This is a genomic window from Pseudomonas sp. N2-3-1-14 (assembly GCF_041228395.1).
Taxonomy (GTDB): Bacteria; Pseudomonadota; Gammaproteobacteria; order Pseudomonadales; family Pseudomonadaceae; genus Aquipseudomonas.
In genome coordinates this window covers 75,709-92,750 of sequence record NZ_CP166199.1, presented here as the reverse complement: position 1 = coordinate 92,750, position 17,042 = coordinate 75,709, and the positions used below count along the sequence as shown (strand labels likewise).

The 17,042-nt window shown below is 59.2% G+C and carries 15 protein-coding genes and 1 pseudogene; 5 read left to right on the top strand and 11 right to left on the bottom strand.

Going from position 1 to position 17,042, the window contains the following annotated elements:
• Window positions 1-568: 568 nt before the first annotated feature.
• The 3 genes from AB5I78_RS00450 to AB5I78_RS00440 form a co-directional block, all read right to left on the bottom strand.
• Window positions 569-1,036 (bottom strand): inhibitor of vertebrate lysozyme family protein, encoded by a 468-nt coding sequence (locus AB5I78_RS00450; protein WP_119741338.1) that lies wholly within the window; start codon window positions 1,034-1,036, stop codon window positions 569-571.
• Window positions 1,037-1,038: 2 nt separating this feature from the next.
• Entirely contained in the window at window positions 1,039-1,203 is a 165-nt protein-coding gene (locus AB5I78_RS00445; protein WP_003170804.1) for a DUF1328 domain-containing protein, read from the bottom strand.
• A gap of 78 nt (window positions 1,204-1,281) precedes the next feature.
• Window positions 1,282-1,566 carry a hypothetical protein gene (locus AB5I78_RS00440; RefSeq protein WP_369302744.1) on the bottom strand — a complete coding sequence of 95 codons (285 nt, stop codon included), beginning with the start codon at window positions 1,564-1,566 and terminating at the stop codon, window positions 1,282-1,284.
• A gap of 392 nt (window positions 1,567-1,958) precedes the next feature.
• Here AB5I78_RS00440 and algB point away from each other — a divergent pair, with 392 nt between their 5' ends.
• The gene (gene algB / locus AB5I78_RS00435) at window positions 1,959-3,305 is read left to right on the top strand and encodes a sigma-54-dependent response regulator transcription factor AlgB (RefSeq protein WP_369302745.1); all 1,347 of its coding nucleotides are present in this window, start codon (window positions 1,959-1,961) and stop codon (window positions 3,303-3,305) included.
• A gap of 10 nt (window positions 3,306-3,315) precedes the next feature.
• Window positions 3,316-5,103: a KinB sensor domain-containing domain gene (locus AB5I78_RS00430; protein WP_369302746.1), complete on the top strand. Its 1,788-nt coding sequence runs from the start codon at window positions 3,316-3,318 to the stop codon at window positions 5,101-5,103.
• A 3-nt stretch (window positions 5,104-5,106) separates the two neighbouring features.
• On the opposite strand, the gene AB5I78_RS00425 is transcribed toward AB5I78_RS00430, so the two are convergent.
• The 6 genes and pseudogenes from AB5I78_RS00425 to AB5I78_RS00400 form a co-directional block, all read right to left on the bottom strand.
• A complete protein-coding gene (locus tag AB5I78_RS00425; RefSeq protein WP_369302747.1) occupies window positions 5,107-5,883 on the bottom strand; it encodes an N-acetylmuramoyl-L-alanine amidase in 777 nt (258 codons plus the stop codon).
• Window positions 5,884-5,971: 88 nt separating this feature from the next.
• A complete protein-coding gene (locus AB5I78_RS00420; RefSeq protein WP_369302748.1) occupies window positions 5,972-8,029 on the bottom strand; it encodes a diguanylate cyclase in 2,058 nt (685 codons plus the stop codon).
• A complete protein-coding gene (locus AB5I78_RS00415) occupies window positions 8,026-8,904 on the bottom strand; it encodes an endonuclease/exonuclease/phosphatase family protein (RefSeq protein WP_119741332.1) in 879 nt (292 codons plus the stop codon). The genes AB5I78_RS00420 and AB5I78_RS00415 overlap by 4 nt, the downstream gene beginning before the upstream one ends.
• Before the next feature lie 10 nt (window positions 8,905-8,914).
• On the bottom strand, window positions 8,915-9,553 hold the full coding sequence (locus AB5I78_RS00410) for a thiol:disulfide interchange protein DsbA/DsbL (RefSeq protein ID WP_119741330.1): 639 nt from the start codon (window positions 9,551-9,553) through the stop codon (window positions 8,915-8,917).
• Between the two features lie 169 nt (window positions 9,554-9,722).
• Window positions 9,723-10,349: a cytochrome c gene (locus AB5I78_RS00405; protein WP_369302749.1), complete on the bottom strand. Its 627-nt coding sequence runs from the start codon at window positions 10,347-10,349 to the stop codon at window positions 9,723-9,725.
• Between the two features lie 33 nt (window positions 10,350-10,382).
• Window positions 10,383-10,684: pseudogene (locus AB5I78_RS00400) on the bottom strand (cytochrome c5 family protein).
• Window positions 10,685-10,876: 192 nt separating this feature from the next.
• On the opposite strand from AB5I78_RS00400, the gene yihA reads away from it, so the two are divergent.
• Window positions 10,877-11,518, top strand: a complete 642-nt coding sequence (gene yihA, locus AB5I78_RS00395) for a ribosome biogenesis GTP-binding protein YihA/YsxC (RefSeq protein ID WP_242200480.1) — start codon at window positions 10,877-10,879, stop codon at window positions 11,516-11,518.
• A 268-nt stretch (window positions 11,519-11,786) separates the two neighbouring features.
• Here yihA and polA read toward each other — a convergent pair whose 3' ends face one another.
• Window positions 11,787-14,582, bottom strand: a complete 2,796-nt coding sequence (polA, locus tag AB5I78_RS00390; RefSeq protein WP_242200483.1) for a DNA polymerase I — start codon at window positions 14,580-14,582, stop codon at window positions 11,787-11,789.
• A 74-nt stretch (window positions 14,583-14,656) separates the two neighbouring features.
• On the opposite strand from polA, the gene AB5I78_RS00385 reads away from it, so the two are divergent.
• Together AB5I78_RS00385 and AB5I78_RS00380 are read left to right on the top strand one after the other, a co-directional pair.
• Complete coding sequence (locus AB5I78_RS00385) at window positions 14,657-14,947, top strand: DUF2782 domain-containing protein (protein ID WP_145158523.1); 291 nt, start codon at window positions 14,657-14,659, stop codon at window positions 14,945-14,947.
• Window positions 14,948-15,003: 56 nt separating this feature from the next.
• Window positions 15,004-15,957 (top strand): homoserine kinase, encoded by a 954-nt coding sequence (locus AB5I78_RS00380; protein ID WP_369302750.1) that lies wholly within the window; start codon window positions 15,004-15,006, stop codon window positions 15,955-15,957.
• Window positions 15,958-16,099: 142 nt separating this feature from the next.
• Here the strand turns inward: AB5I78_RS00380 and AB5I78_RS00375 are convergent, their stop codons facing one another.
• Entirely contained in the window at window positions 16,100-17,029 is a 930-nt protein-coding gene (locus tag AB5I78_RS00375; RefSeq protein WP_145158520.1) for a zinc ABC transporter substrate-binding protein, read from the bottom strand.
• Window positions 17,030-17,042: the final 13 nt, after the last annotated feature.

The following is a 17,042-nucleotide window of genomic DNA, read 5'->3' as shown; positions in this document are numbered from 1 at the left end:
GGCGACGTCTAATGCCGTAAACGCCTACCCTATGCCGAATCGGCATGGCTTTTTTTGAAAATAGTTGTCTGAACGGTCAGTTCGATTCCGCCATTCCGTCCGGTGAATATGCCGTGAACCGGCCACGAGCGGCTCGCTCAGAGAGGTTGGACGTCTGTGAGTCACTGGCAAAAATGCCTGGAATTAGATGGGGTTGGCGTCCGAAGAGTCCTATAGCGCGAGCTTAATTTTCTAGATAGAAGGTCGCACCGACACACCCGGTAACGCTTGGGAGGAGGCGAGATAGAAAATAGCGACTATGGGCGACATACGAGAGGATTAATGCGCGATAAGCCCGCCGCAAGTTCAGCAAGCTTGAGGACTTGTGAACTTGCGTCGCAGCTTTTCGCCTGACCCGGCCCTTGCGCAGGCACTCCCTGTACCCGTAGGTCACGCCGATCCGACTCGATCAGAGCAACCCGGCCCCCTGGTCATGCACCACCCTTGGCGAGTGGTGCAGACAGAAAGAAGCAAAGGGCTTCTTTCTATGGACGCCAGCTCCGTTGACGACAGATGCGTCAGACGGAACCTAGTACCAATTCGGATCTTTCTTAAGCTGTTCCATCAGCAGTTGTTTCATGCCTTCGTTCGGCTTACCGATAAAACGGTAATCGGCGTGCCGCGTCGGGGATTTGTCTGCCGGCAAACCGGCCGGGACTTCCACCAACATGGCGTAGGCGTCTTCCTTGTCGTAGCTGAAGGCAACGATCAGGCGCTTGTTCAGGCAGGTGTCTGCAGTCTCGCAGAGTGGCCCGACCAGGTACTTATCGCCATCTTCTTCCACGGCATTCATTTGTTCGGCCGTACCGGACAGGTTCATCACCCATTCCGGCAGGCGTTGTTCTTTCTTCACCACGCTTTGCCAGGTTTCGCGGTACTGCTTGTCCGCACTGAGCAATTCGTTAGCCCGGGATTGACCGTCATTGGCGGCCATCGCCAGGCCGCTACCGCCCAGAATCAGGGCGGCAGCACAGGCTTTGATAAACAAAGTGGTCATATTCAGCCTCGGCCGCGACGACCAAAGAAGAACGAAGCGATGAACATCACCAGGAAGACCACAAACAGAATTTTTGCGATACCCGTGGCGGTGCCCGCGATACCACCGAAGCCCAGGACTGCAGCCACAATGGCGATGATCAGAAATGTGATTGCCCAACTCAACATGGTGATTCTCCTTACGCTTTTATAGGGGTAACAGCGGTAGTGCCGTGCAGCCGCTCAACATAAGCGGCCTTTTGTTGCCTAGAACACCCAACGTTCTTGAGCAGGCAACTCGCCAAGAGTCGAATCCTGGTCTGCCACTCTCAATTGCGGGGCGGTAACGTCGGCAGTCACGCTGCTGACGGAACTGAAATGGTGCTGGGTCATCACCGGACGTTCGAATTGCAGGGTTTGCTGCTGACTCTGCTGCCAATGCTGGAATTGCTGGCCCGCAATCAACGTGACCATCAAGGCCAAGCTGGCAAACAGACCTTGCTGCAAGCGCAGTGGCGATACACGCAATTGGCTGAGGCTTTGGCGAGTCATGCTGCATTTCTCCCGCATTCTGATTATTCGGTCATGACACTGTTGAGAGGGATATTGCAGGGCGCGTGCCAGTTTTTTTACAAAATAAAACTCAACAAAATCAATGAGTTAACAATACATCTCGAATCTATAGCCCAGCATCCTGCACGATGCCCCTATCCAGGCCGTGCGAAATGCACGATGGTCAGTGGTCGGGTCAGGGGATCGAAAAGAGAAATAGCTTTGCCGAAGTGGCTACGAGGCATGAAAAGGCCAGCAAATCGCGCGTTTGTAGGAGGTTGTGCAGATACCTGCGCGAAGACGGCTTTTATCGATCAGAATAAACCATGCAACTTGCCCGATTATTCCGGGACTAAACACCATCATTCATAGTTAAGGGGAGCGCGGGACAGATGGAATCAGCCAAGGAACTTCAAGGCCGCATTCTTTTAGTGGATGACGAATCCGCGATCCTTCGCACCTTCCGTTACTGCCTGGAAGATGAAGGCTACACCGTAGCCACCGCCAACAGCGCCGCGCAGGCGGATGCACTGATGCAGCGCCAGGTGTTCGACCTGTGCTTCCTGGACCTGCGCCTGGGCGAGGATAATGGCCTGGACGTGTTGGCGCAGATGCGCATCCAGGCGCCGTGGATGCGCGTGGTGATTGTGACCGCACACTCCGCCGTGGATACCGCAGTCGACGCGATCCAGGCTGGCGCCGCCGACTACCTGGTCAAGCCATGCAGCCCAGACCAACTGCGCCTCGCTACGGCCAAGCAATTGGAAGTGCGCCAACTCTCCGCTCGCCTCGAAGCCCTGGAAGGCGAAGTTCGCCAGCCCAAGGACGGCCTCGATTCCCACAGCCCGGCCATGATGGGAGTGCTGGAAACCGCGCGCCAAGTCGCGGGCACCGACGCCAACATCTTGATCCTCGGCGAGTCAGGCACGGGCAAGGGTGAATTGGCGCGCGCCATTCACGGCTGGAGCAAGCGCTCGAAGAAGTCCTGCGTGACCATCAACTGCCCGTCGCTGACGGCAGAGCTGATGGAAAGCGAACTGTTCGGTCACAGCCGTGGCGCCTTTACCGGCGCCAGCGAAAGCACCTTGGGCCGAGTCAACCAGGCGGATGGCGGCACGCTGTTTCTCGACGAGATCGGAGATTTTCCCCTCACCTTGCAACCAAAGTTGCTGCGCTTCATTCAGGACAAGGAATATGAACGCGTGGGCGACCCGGTCACCCGACGCGCTGATGTACGCATTCTCGCGGCGACCAACCTGAACCTGGAAGACATGGTGCGCGAAGGCCGCTTCCGTGAAGACTTGCTCTACCGCCTGAATGTCATCACCTTGCACTTGCCACCGTTGCGTGAGCGCAGTGAAGACATTCTGACCTTGGCCGACCGCTTCCTGGCGCGCTTCGTCAAGGAATATGCCCGACCGGCACGCGGCTTCAGCGATGAAGCGCGCGAAGCACTGCTCAATTACCGCTGGCCGGGGAATATCCGAGAACTGCGAAACGTTGTGGAGCGAGCCAGCATCATCTGCCCCCAGGAAAAGGTTGAAATCAGCCACCTCGGGATGGCCGAGCAGCCGACCAACAATGCGCCGCGCATTGGGGCAGCGCTGAGTCTGGATGAGCTGGAGAAAGCCCACATCGGCGCGGTACTCGCCACCAGTGACACGCTGGATCAGGCGGCCCGCACTCTCGGTATCGACGCGTCGACCCTGTACCGCAAACGTAAACAGTACAACCTGTGAGCTGTACCCTATGAAGCTAGCGATGAAACTGCGCACTCGTTTGTTCCTGAGTATCTCAGCGCTGATCACCGTCGCCCTGCTGGGACTGGTTCTGGGACTGGTCAGTGTCATGCAAATGGCCAAGAGTCAGGAGTCGCTGATCCGCAGCAACTTCATCACGCTGGACCTTGGCCTCAAGCTGCGTCAGACCTTGGGCGACCAGTTGATCCTGATGCTGCAGGAGCAACCGGACCCCGAGGTACTGAAAACCTCAAAAGAGCAGTATTTCGCCTTGCTGGATGAGGGCATCGCCCATGAACAGCAAGACGGCAAGCTCAGCGGGTTCAGCCAGGCACGCGTTGACTACCTGAACTTCCTCAAGGCATTTGATGAAGCCCAGCAAAGCTCAGTGGCAAATAGCAAAAACCCGAAGCTGACCGAAACCTTTAACGCCTTGCGCAATGGCCTGATCGCCGAGCACAAGCACGCGCTGGATAATATCAACGAGAGTGAACACAAATCCCGCGACCGGGCGCTGTTGATTGCCGGTCTTCTGGGCCTGGTCGGGCTGGCAGTGTTGATCATCGGCTTCATTACGGCACACGGTATCGCCCGACGCTTTGGTGGCCCCATCGAAGCCTTGGCCAAGGCCGCCGACAAGATCGGGCAGGGTGATTTCGAAGTGACGCTGCCCATCTCGTCGGCCGCGGAAATGAACCAGCTGACCCGCCGCTTCGGCATCATGGCCGAAGCGTTGCGCCAACATCAGGCAACCAATGTCGACGAACTGCTGGCCGGCCAGCAGCGTCTGCAAGCGGTGCTCGACAGCATCGACGATGGCCTGCTGATGATCGATCGCCAAGGTCGCCTCGAACATCTCAACCCTGTGGCACAGCGCCAGCTGGGCTGGGACGAGGCACGCTTGGGGCAGGGCTTGGGCGAAGCATTGGGTCGCCCCGAAATGGATGAGCAACTGCAACTGGTGCTGCGCGGCGGCAACCTGGAGCGGGCACCTGAGGATTTGGAAGTGGAGGTCGAGGGCGAATTGCGCCTGCTGACCTACAGCCTGACGCCAGTCAGTCATACCCAAGGGCATATTCTTGGGGCGGTGATGGTGCTGCACGACGTGACCGAGCAGCGCGCTTTCGAGCGCGTGCGGAGCGAATTCGTCTTGCGGGCCTCCCACGAACTGCGCACGCCCGTCACCGGCATGCACATGGCCTTTGGTCTGTTTCGCGAGCGTGCGAAGTTTCCCGCAGAATCCCGTGAAGCGGACCTGCTGGATACGGTTAATGAAGAAATGCAGCGCTTGATGCAGCTGATCAACGACTTGCTCAACTTCTCGCGCTACCAGAACGGCCTGCAAAAACTCACGCTAGGGCCGTGCGATGTCACCGACTTGCTGGAACACGCACGGGCACGCTTTACTGAGCTGGCAAATGCTCAGCACGTCGAATTGCTGGTCGAAGCCCAATCCGGGTTGCCCAGGCTGTACGCAGACCAGGCCCAGCTTGAGCGCGTACTCGACAACCTTTTAGGCAACGCATTGCGCCATACCGCCGATGGCGGGCAAATTCGCCTGCAGGCGCGCCGGCATGGCGAGCGGGTGATTATCAGCGTCGAGGATAACGGCGAAGGTATCGCCTATGGCCAGCAGGGACGCATCTTCGAACCTTTCGTGCAGGTTGGACGCAAGAAAGGCGGCGCCGGCCTGGGGCTGGCGCTGTGCAAGGAAATCGTGCAACTGCACGGCGGGCGCATGGGCGTCTACTCGAGGCCGGGGCAGGGCACGCAGTTCTACATGGCGCTGCCGCTTTAGCGCCTAACTCCGGTTCAATGCGCGCAGGATTGCGGCGCTTTCGGCATCCGGCGTGCCATCAAACAGCGACGGCCGGAAATGCATCTGGAACGCCGCGATCACGTGCCGCGTGGCAACATCCAGCTCGCCGGTCTGTGGTGTCTGATAGCCCAACCGTGCCAACTCTTCCTGGAACCAAGTAATGCTCGGCAGATTAGCGGCGTACTGCATCTGGAATCGAGCGACGACCTGCGCATTCGGCCAGGCTCCCAGCCCTTCAGCCGCCAAGCGCTTCCACGGGAACAACGGGCCCGGATCGAGCTTGCGCAACGGCGCGATATCGCTATGGCCAATGATGTTCTTGGGATCGATGCCATTGCGCTTGCTGATGTCCTTGAGCAACACCACCAACGACTGCACCTGCGCCTCGGAATACGGGTACCAGACGCGGCCAGTCGGCGTGTCGCGATAACCCGGATTGACGATCTCGATACCAATGGAGCTGGAGTTGAGCCAGGTGCGGCCCATCCACTCGCTTTCCCCGGCGTGCCAGGCACGCTGGCTCTCATCCACCAGCTTATAGATGGTGCCTGAAGCATCATCGCCAATCAGGTAATGACTGCTGACCTGGCCATGCGTCAATAGCGCCAGGGAGCGTTCAAGGTTGGTGGAGGTGTAATGGACGACAACGAATTGCACACGATTGTCGTGATTGAGCGAAGGATGGCTGGTGTTCAGGCGAGGGCCGCTCGCGCAGCCGGCGAGCAGGAGCAGTACGAAGGCGAGGTAAAGGGATTTCATGGCAGAAGACATTACGCTGAAGACGATAATGCAACAGTGTAACGTACGGATTGTGCTTGAGCGGTCAAATTACAAAATGGAACATCTTTTACGCCGCCTGCACCTGATTACGTCCCGCGGCCTTCGCTCGATAAAGTGCTTCGTCGGCACGCTTTAGCGCCAAGTCACTGCGCTCACCCGGCTGGAACTGCGCCACGCCCATGGACACCGTAATCGTCACCGGCTCGCCCTTGAAATGGAAAGGGCACGCTTCGATCGCCGCGCGCAGCACCTCGCCCACGCCCAAGGCATCCGCCAAAGCGGAGTCAGGCATCAGCAACACAAACTCTTCACCACCAAACCGCGCAATAAAGTCAGTCGGGCGCAGGTACTTGCGCAGCACATTGGCGATGATCTTCAACACTTTGTCGCCCGCCAAGTGCCCATAGCCGTCGTTGACGCGCTTGAAGTGATCAAGGTCCAGCATGGCCAGCGACAGGCTGTTGCCGCGCTGGTGCCAAGCGTTGACTTCGTGGTCCAGACGCTCGCTCCAGGCCGCCCGGTTGGGCAGGCCGGTGAGCGGATCGATCAACGCCTTCTGGCGCTGGACTTCCAGATGCTCGCGATACCCCTGGGCTTCCTGTTCCATATTCGCCACCCGCTCAGCCAGCCCCTTGAGGCGCGCCGCCACTTCCTGCTCTCGCTGATCACGCTGCTGCTGATGTTGATCCATGGTGCCGAGCAGGCCTTCAAGGTGGCTCTCCAGCACGTGCTTGAGGCTGTCCAGGTCGGCCGCCTCCTGCACGCTGCTTTGCAGGCCGTCGACTTGCTCGCGAATCTGCGTGTCCAGCTCGCGCGCAGCCGAGCGGCTGTCAGCGTGGCCATCACTGGCCACTTGCAGATGGCCCTGGAACGCTTCGAGGCGCTCATTGAGCTGTTTGAGGTAAGCCTCGAACTCGTGCTGGCCGCTGTCGGTGATCGCCAGCATCAACACCGCCAGGTCATCAAGAATCGGCAACAGTTCGTACCAGTTCAAGCCATGAGCCAGGCGCTCGCGCATGGCTTCAGCCTGAGGACGGTGACGCTCGGGCAGTGACAGGTCTTCCAGCAGGCCAAGCAAGGTGTCTTCGATGTGCTTGGCAACCGAGCTGTACGAAGGCTCCGGCGAGTCCGGCAGTGCGTAGACGCCATCCGATTCCAACGCATCCGGGTCAGGCTCGGGACTTTCCAGCACAGGCGGGAGAGACAAGCTGCCAATGGCGGTTTCGTTCGGAGTGTCGACCTCGACCTGCGCTTCTTCGATAAAGGCGGCAAGTGCGCTTTCTGGAGCGGTTTCTTCAACCCGCGCCTCCACTGCTTCAGGTTCAGGTACCTCGGCGGGCAGAACGACAGGCTCCTCTGCAGCCGGCGCCTCGAAGACAAAGGTTTCGCCGGCAACCTCCGCTACTTTGACAGGCACAACGTGTTCGGGTTGTGACGCTGCCGGCGTTTGCGGCAGTGGCGCAAAGGCGCGCAAGGCTTGTGTCAGTTCTTCGGATTGCTCCGGCTCCTGAGGCTCAGGGGTGGGCTTGGGCGCAGCGGATTTTGGCGCAGCCGGCGCGGGTACAGCTTCAGCCACCGGCGCTTCATTCGAACCCTCTTTCGCGCCAAACAGGCGTTGCAGCAAACCCGGCCCAGGGCGCGGGGTTTCGCCATCCGGGTCCAGGTTATTCAGCGCCTGACCTTGCAGGCTGCTCAGCTCGCTGAGCAACAAAGGAATCTCGCGTGCCTGGCCGACTCGACCATCGAGTTGCTTGGCAAAGGTTTTCAGCGGGCGTGCCACTTCACGCGGCAGCGGCAGTTTTTGCAGCTGCGCAACCAGGGCCGTGAGCGCAGTGCTGATCTGGTCAACCCGGGTTTCGCGGCGCTGTTCCGAATCCAGCACCGCCTTTTCAAGGCGCGGCAGCAGGGCCGCGAGGGCGGCGTCCATGTCGTCGGTACGCACGACGTCGCGCATCTCTTTCATGCACTGGTCAACCGCGCGATCGGTGCCCTCAGCCGCCAGCGTGCTGCGCACCAGGCCTCGACGTAACAGGTCGAGACGGGCAGCCCAGCGACGTTCGAGCTTGTCTTGCTGCTCGACGCTTTTCAGGTATTTCTCTTTCCAGCGCTGGGCGTCGTCGCTCATGCAAGGGGTCCGCGAGGGCCTGGGCTCAACGCGGGTAATGCATCAGCCGTAAGCGAACCCGGCAGACGAATCTCTACCGCGACCGGCAGGTGATCGGAGATGGGCTGCGCCAGTACTTGCACACTTTCGAGTGTGAGTGTCGGACTGAGCAGGATGTGGTCGAGACAGCGTTGCGGGCGCCAACTGGGGAACGTGGCTTCGACTTGCGGCGCCAGTAACCCGAGGTCCCGCAACGGGGAATTCTGCAGCAGGTCGTTGGCATGGGTGTTCATGTCACCCATCAGTACCTGGTGCTTGTAGTTGCCAATTAATTCACGAATGTAGGCGAGCTGCAGGTTGCGCGTACGCCCCCCGAGCGCCAGGTGCATCATCACCACCACCAAGGCTTCGGGGCCTTCGCCGAAACGCACGAGGATCGCCCCGCGCCCTTTGGGGCCTGGCAAGGGGTGATCTTCGATGGCGGTCGGTTTCAAGCGGCTGAGCACACCATTGCTGTGCTGCGCCAGACGCCCGAGGTTGCGGTTGAGTTGCTGATACCAGTACGGGAACGCGCCGAGCTGCGCCAGGTGTTCCACCTGGTTGATGTAGCCGGAGCGTATGCTGCCGCCGTCAGCTTCCTGCAGGGCGACCAAATCGAAGTCGTTCAGCAGGTTGCCGATTTTTTGCAGGTTAACGGCACGCCCATTGTGGGGCAGCAAATGCTGCCAGCCACGGGTGAGGTAGTGCCGATACTTTTCGGTGCTGATGCCCACCTGAATATTGAAGCTGAGCAAGCGCAGGCGGCTATCTGCCGGAAGGCCTGTGGATTCCAGGTGATGCTCGTTGACCTTCGCATCATGCAGGCCAACGACACGTTCAGTACCCCAGCGGCGCATGGTAGGCCCCTTACTTGGCTGCGCGCTCTTTGGCGATCAGTTGGTCGGCAACGTTCAGCGCTTGCTCTTCGCCACCAGCACTGCCGATGTCGAAACGGTATTTACCGTTAACGATCAGCGTAGGTACGCCTTGTACGCCGTACTTCTGGGCAAGCTCTTTGTATTGGGCCATCTTGCCCTTCACAGCGAACGAGTTGAACGTTTCAAGGAATTTGGTTTTATCGACGCCCTGAGTGGCGACGAAATCAGCCATATCTTCAGGTTTGACCAGGCGCTTGCCTTCTTTCTGAATGGCATTGAACACCGCTGCGTGCACTTTGTGCTCTACACCCATGGTGTCCAGCGTGATGAAGAGTTGACCATGAGCATCCCATGGGCCGCCGAACAACGCTGGAACGCGTTTGAAATTCACATCCTCAGGCAGCTTCTCGACCCATGGATTGATGACCGGCTCAAAAGCATAGCAATGCGGGCAGCCATACCAGAACAGCTCCACGACTTCGATCTTGCCTGGCACCGAAACCGGCACCGGGTTGGCCAATTCAACGTAGGTTTTACCGGCTTCAAGCGGCACATTATCGGCAGCTTGTGCGGTCATGCCGAAGAGGCTGGCAGTGACGAGAGCGGCGCTGAGGATCAGATTACGCATGCTTTACTCCTGGACAAATAAAGTCGCCTCACGCGACCTTTAGGTGTGACAGGTCTACGCGGGCATGAGTTCGTTAGTGTAACGGCACCGGCCACAAAAAAGGGCGGCCTAAGCCACCCTTTTTATGCTTGCATCGATGGATTAATCGAGCGTTAACGTCCTGCCCGGATCAGTGCAGACCCTGGATGTAGCTGGACAGCGCTTCGATGTCTTTATCCGACAGCTTGGCCGCAATATCAGTCATCATTTTGTTACCCGCGTCGCCATCGATATAGCGAACCTTCTCGCGAAAATCCTTCAATTGCTTGGCCGTGTACTGAGCATGTTGACCACTCAGGTGAGGGAAGCCCGCCGCTGCGACACCGCCGCCGTCCGGAATGTGGCAAGCCTTGCACGCCGGCATGCCGCCGATAGGCTGGTCTTCGGCGAGTTTGCCGCCACGGAACAACGCTTGGCCTTTTTCGACCAGTTTCGGGTCGGCAGCTCCCACACTGCCTTTCTGGTTGGCAAAATACGCCGCGATGTCCGCCAGGTCTTGATCGCTGAGGTTGGTCAGCAAGCCGGTCATTTCCAGCACCGTGCGCTTGCCGTCCTTGATGTCGTGCATCTGCTTGGTCAGGTAACGTTCACCCTGGCCGGCGAGTTTGGGGAAGTTCGGCGCCGGGCTATTGCCATCCGGTCCATGGCAAGCACCACACACGGCGGCTTTCGCCTGACCCGCTGTAGCGTCGCCTGCAGCATGGGCAACACTGGTGATGCCCAAGGTCAACAGCAGACTCACGATCAGTTTGTTCATCAGCTAATCCAACTACGGCTAAGGGTTTAAGAGTTATCTACCGGGTTTACTCACCATCAATTCAATGATGGCCTGGTAATCCTCAGTACTGCAGTCCATGCACAAACCACGCGGCGGCATTGCCTTGAAACCCTGGGTCACGTGTTGCACCAACGTGTCCATGCCCTTAGCCAGTCTTGGCTGCCAGGCTGCCTGGTCACCCCGTTTGGGGCGTTAGGCAGCTGGCCGGCATGGCAAGCTACGCAAACTCGGTTGTACACCGCCTCCGGATCCTGTGTAGCCTGAGCGCCGTAAAGCGGAATCAGGACACCAAAAGCGAGCAACCATCGGGTCATACATCGACCTTTTCAGGGTTTGAGAGCGTTTTGCGTTCTAATGCGCAATGAAGGTCTTTCGCTCCCGTGAACCTCATCCTTCGCTGGGACAAAGCACACACAAAATCTGCGGCATTATATACTGGCGCTACTGAAACGGAAACGACACCGCTTGCCGCACCCTTTTTCGGCACCGCCCACATCGGAAATCTCATGCAACTCAAGAATCCCATCCTCGGCCTGTGCCAACAGTCCACGTTTATGCTCAGCGCCGCCAAAGTAGACCAATGCCCCGATGACGAAGGCTTTGAAGTCGCCTTTGCCGGTCGTTCCAACGCCGGCAAGTCCAGCGCGTTGAACACCCTGACCCATGCCAGCCTGGCACGCACCTCGAAAACCCCGGGCCGCACGCAACTTCTCAATTTCTTCAAGCTAGACGATGATCGGCGTCTGGTCGACCTGCCGGGCTACGGTTACGCAAAAGTACCTATCCCGTTGAAGCTGCACTGGCAGCGTCACCTGGAGGCTTACCTGGGTGGCCGGGAGAGTTTGAAGGGTTTGATTTTGATGATGGACATCCGTCATCCAATGACCGACTTCGACCTGCTGATGCTCGATTGGGCCGTGGCCAGCGGCATGCCGATGCATATCCTGCTGACCAAGGCAGACAAACTGACCTACGGCGCAGCCAAGAACACCCTGCTCAAAGTGCAGTCCGAGATCCGTAAGGGTTGGGGTGATGCGATCACCATCCAGCTGTTCTCGGCGCCCAAGCGCATGGGCCTGGAAGACGCCTACACTGTGTTGGCCGGTTGGATGGAATTGGCGGACAAGGGCGCGGAAGTCGCGGAATAACTTTTCTGCAGGCAAAAAAAACCCCGGACTTCGTATGGGGAGGGGAAGTTCGGGGTCCAAGTTCCGGACCGCTAGGGCGGGGTCCAGATATCTGCCAACACTTAACACAACATAGGAGCATTGAAGGGCTTCACCACCCATTCAGTAACTCTGAGTAGCAGTTCACAGGTTAAGTTCCGGCAGGTTAAAAAAACTATTGGAAATAACTGACACCGTTTTCCGATCTAAAGCGCTCTGCCACCACCCCGGCAGTGGCAGAGCCGCGAAATCAGTGCGCCTCGTCCCAGTTATCGCCCACGCCTACGTCCACCACCAACGGTACATCCAGCTTGGCCGCTGCGCTCATGTACTCGCGGACCTTCTCGCTGACGTGCGCAACCAAATCCTCGCGCACCTCAAGCACCAGTTCATCGTGCACTTGCAGGATGACCTTGGCATCCAGGCCTGACTCCGTCAGCCAGTTATCCACCAACACCATGGCCTTCTTGATGATGTCCGCCGCGGTGCCCTGCATCGGCGCGTTGATCGCCGTGCGCTCTGCAGCTGCTCGCTCCTGAGGCTTGTTGGAATTGATATCCGGCAAGTACAGCCGACGCCCGAAGAAGGTTTCTACATAGCCTTGATCGGCCGCTTGAGCACGCGTGCGCTCCATGTACTCGCGAACGCCAGGGTAGCGCGCGAAATACACGTCGATATACGCCTTGGCGGTCTTGGTATCGACGCCGATATCCTTGCCAAGCTTCTGCGCGCCCATGCCGTAGATCAGTCCAAAGTTGATCGCCTTGGCACTGCGACGCTGGTTGGAACTGACCTCAGCCAACTCAACCTTGAACACCTCGGCCGCTGTAGCGGTGTGCACGTCCAAGTCGTTACGGAACGCGTTCATCAAGCCCTCGTCCTTGGACAAGTGCGCCATGATCCGCAGCTCGATCTGCGAATAGTCCGCCGCCAGCAGCTTGTAGCCCTTGGGCGCGACAAACGCCTGGCGAATCCGCCGCCCTTCAGCGGTGCGCACCGGAATGTTCTGCAGGTTCGGATCGCTCGAAGACAATCGCCCGGTCGCCGCCACAGCCTGATGATAAGAGGTGTGAATACGCCCGGTACGCGGGTTGATCTGCTCGGGCAGCCGGTCGGTGTAGGTGCTTTTCAGCTTACTCATGCTGCGGTACTGCATCAGCACTTTGGGCAGCAGGAAGTCGTCTTCAGCCAACTTGGCCAGCACTTCCTCGGCCGTGGACGCCTGCCCCTTGCCCGTCTTTTTCAACACCGGCAGCCCAAGCTTCTCGTAGAGAATCGCCCCGAGCTGTTTGGGCGAACCCAGGTTGAATTCTTCACCGGCGATCTCGAACGCCTGGCGCTCCAGCTCAACCATCTTGTTACCCAGCTCGATGCTCTGGATGCCCAACAGGTCCTTATCCACGAATGCGCCCTGGCGCTCGATACGCGCCAGCACCGGCACCAACGGGATTTCGATATCCGTCAGCACACTGGCCAGGCTCGGTATGGCTGACAGCTGTGCATGCAACGCCTGGTGCAGGCGCAGGGTTATATCCGCATCTTCAGCTGCGTATGGCCCGGCCTGCTCAAGCGCGATCTGGTCGAATGTCAGTTGCTTGACGCCTCTGCCGGCGATGTCCTGGAAGCTGACAGTGTCGTAGTCCAGGTACTTCTTGGCCAAGCTGTCCATGTCGTGCCGGGTCGCGGTGGAATTCAACACGTAGGATTCAAGCATGGTGTCGAAGGCGATGCCGCGCACGGTGATGCCGTGCGCAGGGTCACCACCGATGGCGCAATTGGCCAGGATGTTCATGTCGAACTTGGCGTGCTGGCCGACCTTGAGTTTGGTCGGGTCTTCGAGCAGCGGCTTCAACGCCAACAGAACCGTGTCGCGATCCAACTGCTCGGGCGCACCGACATAGGAATGGGTCAACGGGATGTAGGCGGCTTCATGCGGCTGCACGGCGAAGGAAACCCCAACCAACTGCGCTTTTTGCGCGTCGATCCCGGTGGTTTCGGTATCGAATGCGAACAGCTTGGCGTCGTTGAGCTTCTTCAGCCAGCTATCGAAAGTCGCCTGGTCCAGGATGGTCGTGTAGGACGCCTCCACCGGCGCGGCCGCTACTACCTCAGCCACGGCTTCGGCAGACGGCGCCGCCTCGGTCGAAGCCTTGAGCTCGACACGCTTGGCGTCGCGCTGAATCTCATCAATCCAGCTCTTGAACTCCAGCAGCGTGTACAGCTCCAGCAGCTTTTCACGGTCAGGCTCGATCAGGTGCAGATCTTCCAGGCCTACATCCAGCGGTACGTCGATTTTGATCGTCGCCAGTTGATAGGACAGGAACGCCATCTCCTTGTGCTCTTCCAGCTTGGCCGGCAGGTTCTTGGCCCCGCGAATCGGCAGGGTCGGCACGATATCCAACTGCTCATAAAGCTCTTTGAGGCCGCCATTCACGCCTACGAGCAAGCCGGACGCAGTCTTCGGGCCAATGCCCGGAACGCCCGGGATGTTGTCGGACGAATCGCCCATCAGTGCCAGGTAATCGATGATCTGCTCGGGAGCGACACCGAATTTCTCCTTCACGCCCTCAATGTCCATCGCGCTACCGGTCATGGTGTTGACCAAGGTAATGTGCCCGTCGACCAACTGCGCCATGTCCTTGTCGCCAGTAGAAATCACCACCGGGCGGTCTGCCGCCGCACTGCTGCGGGCCAAAGTGCCGATGACGTCATCGGCCTCGACGCCTTCGACGCACAGCAGCGGGAAGCCCAGCGCGATGACGCTTTGGTGCAGCGGCTCGATTTGCAGGCGCATGTCATCGGGCATGCTCGGGCGGTTGGCCTTGTATTCGGCGAACATTTCATCGCGAAAGGTCCCACCCTTGGCGTCGAAAACAACGGCGAACGGGCTGTCCGGGTACTGCCTGCGCAGGCTTTTGAGCATGTTCAACACGCCCTTGACCGCACCGGTCGGCAGGCCTTTGGAGGTGGTCAGCGGTGGCAGCGCGTGAAAGGCGCGGTACAGATAAGAAGAACCGTCCACCAGGACGAGGGGGGCTTGGCTCATGAGCAGGATCAACCTTTTCGGCGGGTCAGGCGCTAGAATAGCCGGACCAATGACGACAAAGGGACAAGGTTATCATGCGTACAGTAAATCGCCTGTTGTTGACCGGCTTGATTGCGTTCTTGCCGCTGGCCGCCACGGCAGCTGACAGCGCACCCTCGGCAGACCCGGAAGTCACGATCCGCACCGAAGGTGATAGAACCATCCAGGAGTACCGCCAAAACGGTTTCCTGTACGCGATCAAGGTCACCGTAAAGGGCGCGCCGCCATATTTCCTGGTGCGCGCGGACGGAACCGATGCGAACTTCATCCGTTCTGACCAGCCGGATATGCTGATTCCGTCATGGAAGATCTTCGAATGGAAATGATTTCTTAACTTAAATTGGCGCCGCCCCTCGCGGCGCCCGTACTGGCAGTTTTAACCATGTCTGTGTTCACCCCGCTGGCTCGGCCCGAGCTGGAAACCTTTCTCGCCCCTTACGGGCTCGGCCGCCTGCTTGATTTCCAGGGGATTGCCGCCGGTAGCGAAAACACCAACTTCTTTGTCAGCCTGGAACAGGGCGAATTCGTCCTGACCCTGGTTGAGCGCGGCCCAGTCGCAGAAATGCCGTTTTTCATCGAACTGCTCGACGTGCTCCATGACGCTGACTTGCCGGTGCCCTATGCGCTGCGCACCACCGACGGCGTGGCCTTGCGCGAATTGAAGGGCAAACCGGCGCTGCTGCAACCACGCCTGGCCGGCAAACATATCAAGGAAGCCAACGCGCAGCATTGCGCCCAGGTTGGCGACCTGCTCGGCCATTTGCACCTGGCCACTCAGGGCGAGAAAGTGCTGGAGCGCAAGACTGATCGCGGGCTGGACTGGATGCTCACCGAAGGTGCGCAGCTGATCTCGCACCTTAACGACGCGCAGCAGCGCCTGCTGCAAGACGCGCTGAGCGAGATCGAAACCCACAAGGCTCACATTCTCGCGCTGCCACGCGCCAACGTTCACGCCGATCTGTTCCGCGATAACGCGATGTTCGAAGGCACACACCTGACCGGGCTGATCGACTTTTACAACGCTTGCTCAGGCCCGATGCTGTACGACGTGGCGATCGCCTTGAATGACTGGTGTTCGGACGCCGAGGGCGCGATTGATGGGCAACGCGCCCGTGCACTGCTAGGTGCCTACGCGGGCCTGCGGTCATTCACGGCCAAGGAAGCGGAATTGTGGCCAACGATGCTGCGGGTGGCGTGTGTGCGCTTCTGGCTGTCACGCCTGATCGCCGCGGAGTCGTTTGCCGGGCAGGACGTGTTGATTCATGACCCTGCGGAGTTCGAGCATCGGCTGGCGCAGCGTCAGCAGGTCACGCTCCATCTGCCGTTCGCGCTCTAAAGCTGCACTCGGTCAGAAAATGTGGGAGCGGGCTTGCTCGCGAATGCGGTGGGTCAGTAACAGAGGTATTTACTGACACTCCCATTCGCGAGCAAGCCCGCTCCCACACAAGCCCGCTCCCACAGTGGTTCTGTGTCGTCTATTACAACGACTCCAGGCACCCAGCCAGGTCATTCCCCAACTTCTCCAGCACCTGCTCGTAACCCTGCGCTGTGGCCGGGGTGTAACCGCCCAACGCATCCAACTCCGCCAACTTCACCGGCAACCCCGCCACCAACGTCTCAGCCAAGCGCGGACGCAACGGCGGCTCGCTGAACACACAGGTCTTGCCGACTTCCTGCAACCGCGTACGCATTGCTGCCACGTGCTGGGCGCCGGGCTGCACTTCGGCGGCCACGCTGAATACGCCAGCGTGCTTGAGCCCGTAAGCGTCTTCGAAGTAATCAAAGGCCTCGTGGAACACGAAGTAAGGCTTGTCGCCCACACTCGCCAAGCGCGCCTTCAAACGGGCATCCAACGCATCCAGACGCTCATCGAATGCCTGCACGTTGCTCTGATACCGCGCGGCATTGGCCGGGTCGGCAGTGCTCAGGTCAGCCGCCATGCGCGCCGCAATCACCCGAGCGTTGACCGTCGACAACCACAAATGCGCATCCAGGCTGCCTGGGCGGTGATCATGGTCATGTTCGTCAGCATCATCGGCGTGCGAGTGGCTATCTTCGGCGAAACGCCGCAACTTCATCCCCGCAAGATCCTGCACCGCCACGGTTGGCAGGCTTCGGCCTTTAAGCACGCGCGGCAGAAAGCTTTCCATGTCCGGGCCGATCCAATAAAGCAGGTCCACCGACTGCACGCGCCGTACGTCGGATGGACGCAGGGCGTAGTTGTGCGGCGAAGCGCCGGGCGGCAACAACACCTCGGGAATGGCCACACCGTCCTGCACAGCCGCGGCAATCAACTGTAACGGCTTGATGCTCGTCAGCACCTTGACCTCGGCCTGAGCGGCCCCAGCAATGAACAAACTGGTGACAAATACGACAAAAACGGGAAAAAGTCGGGACACGATGACCACTCAATGACGTAGG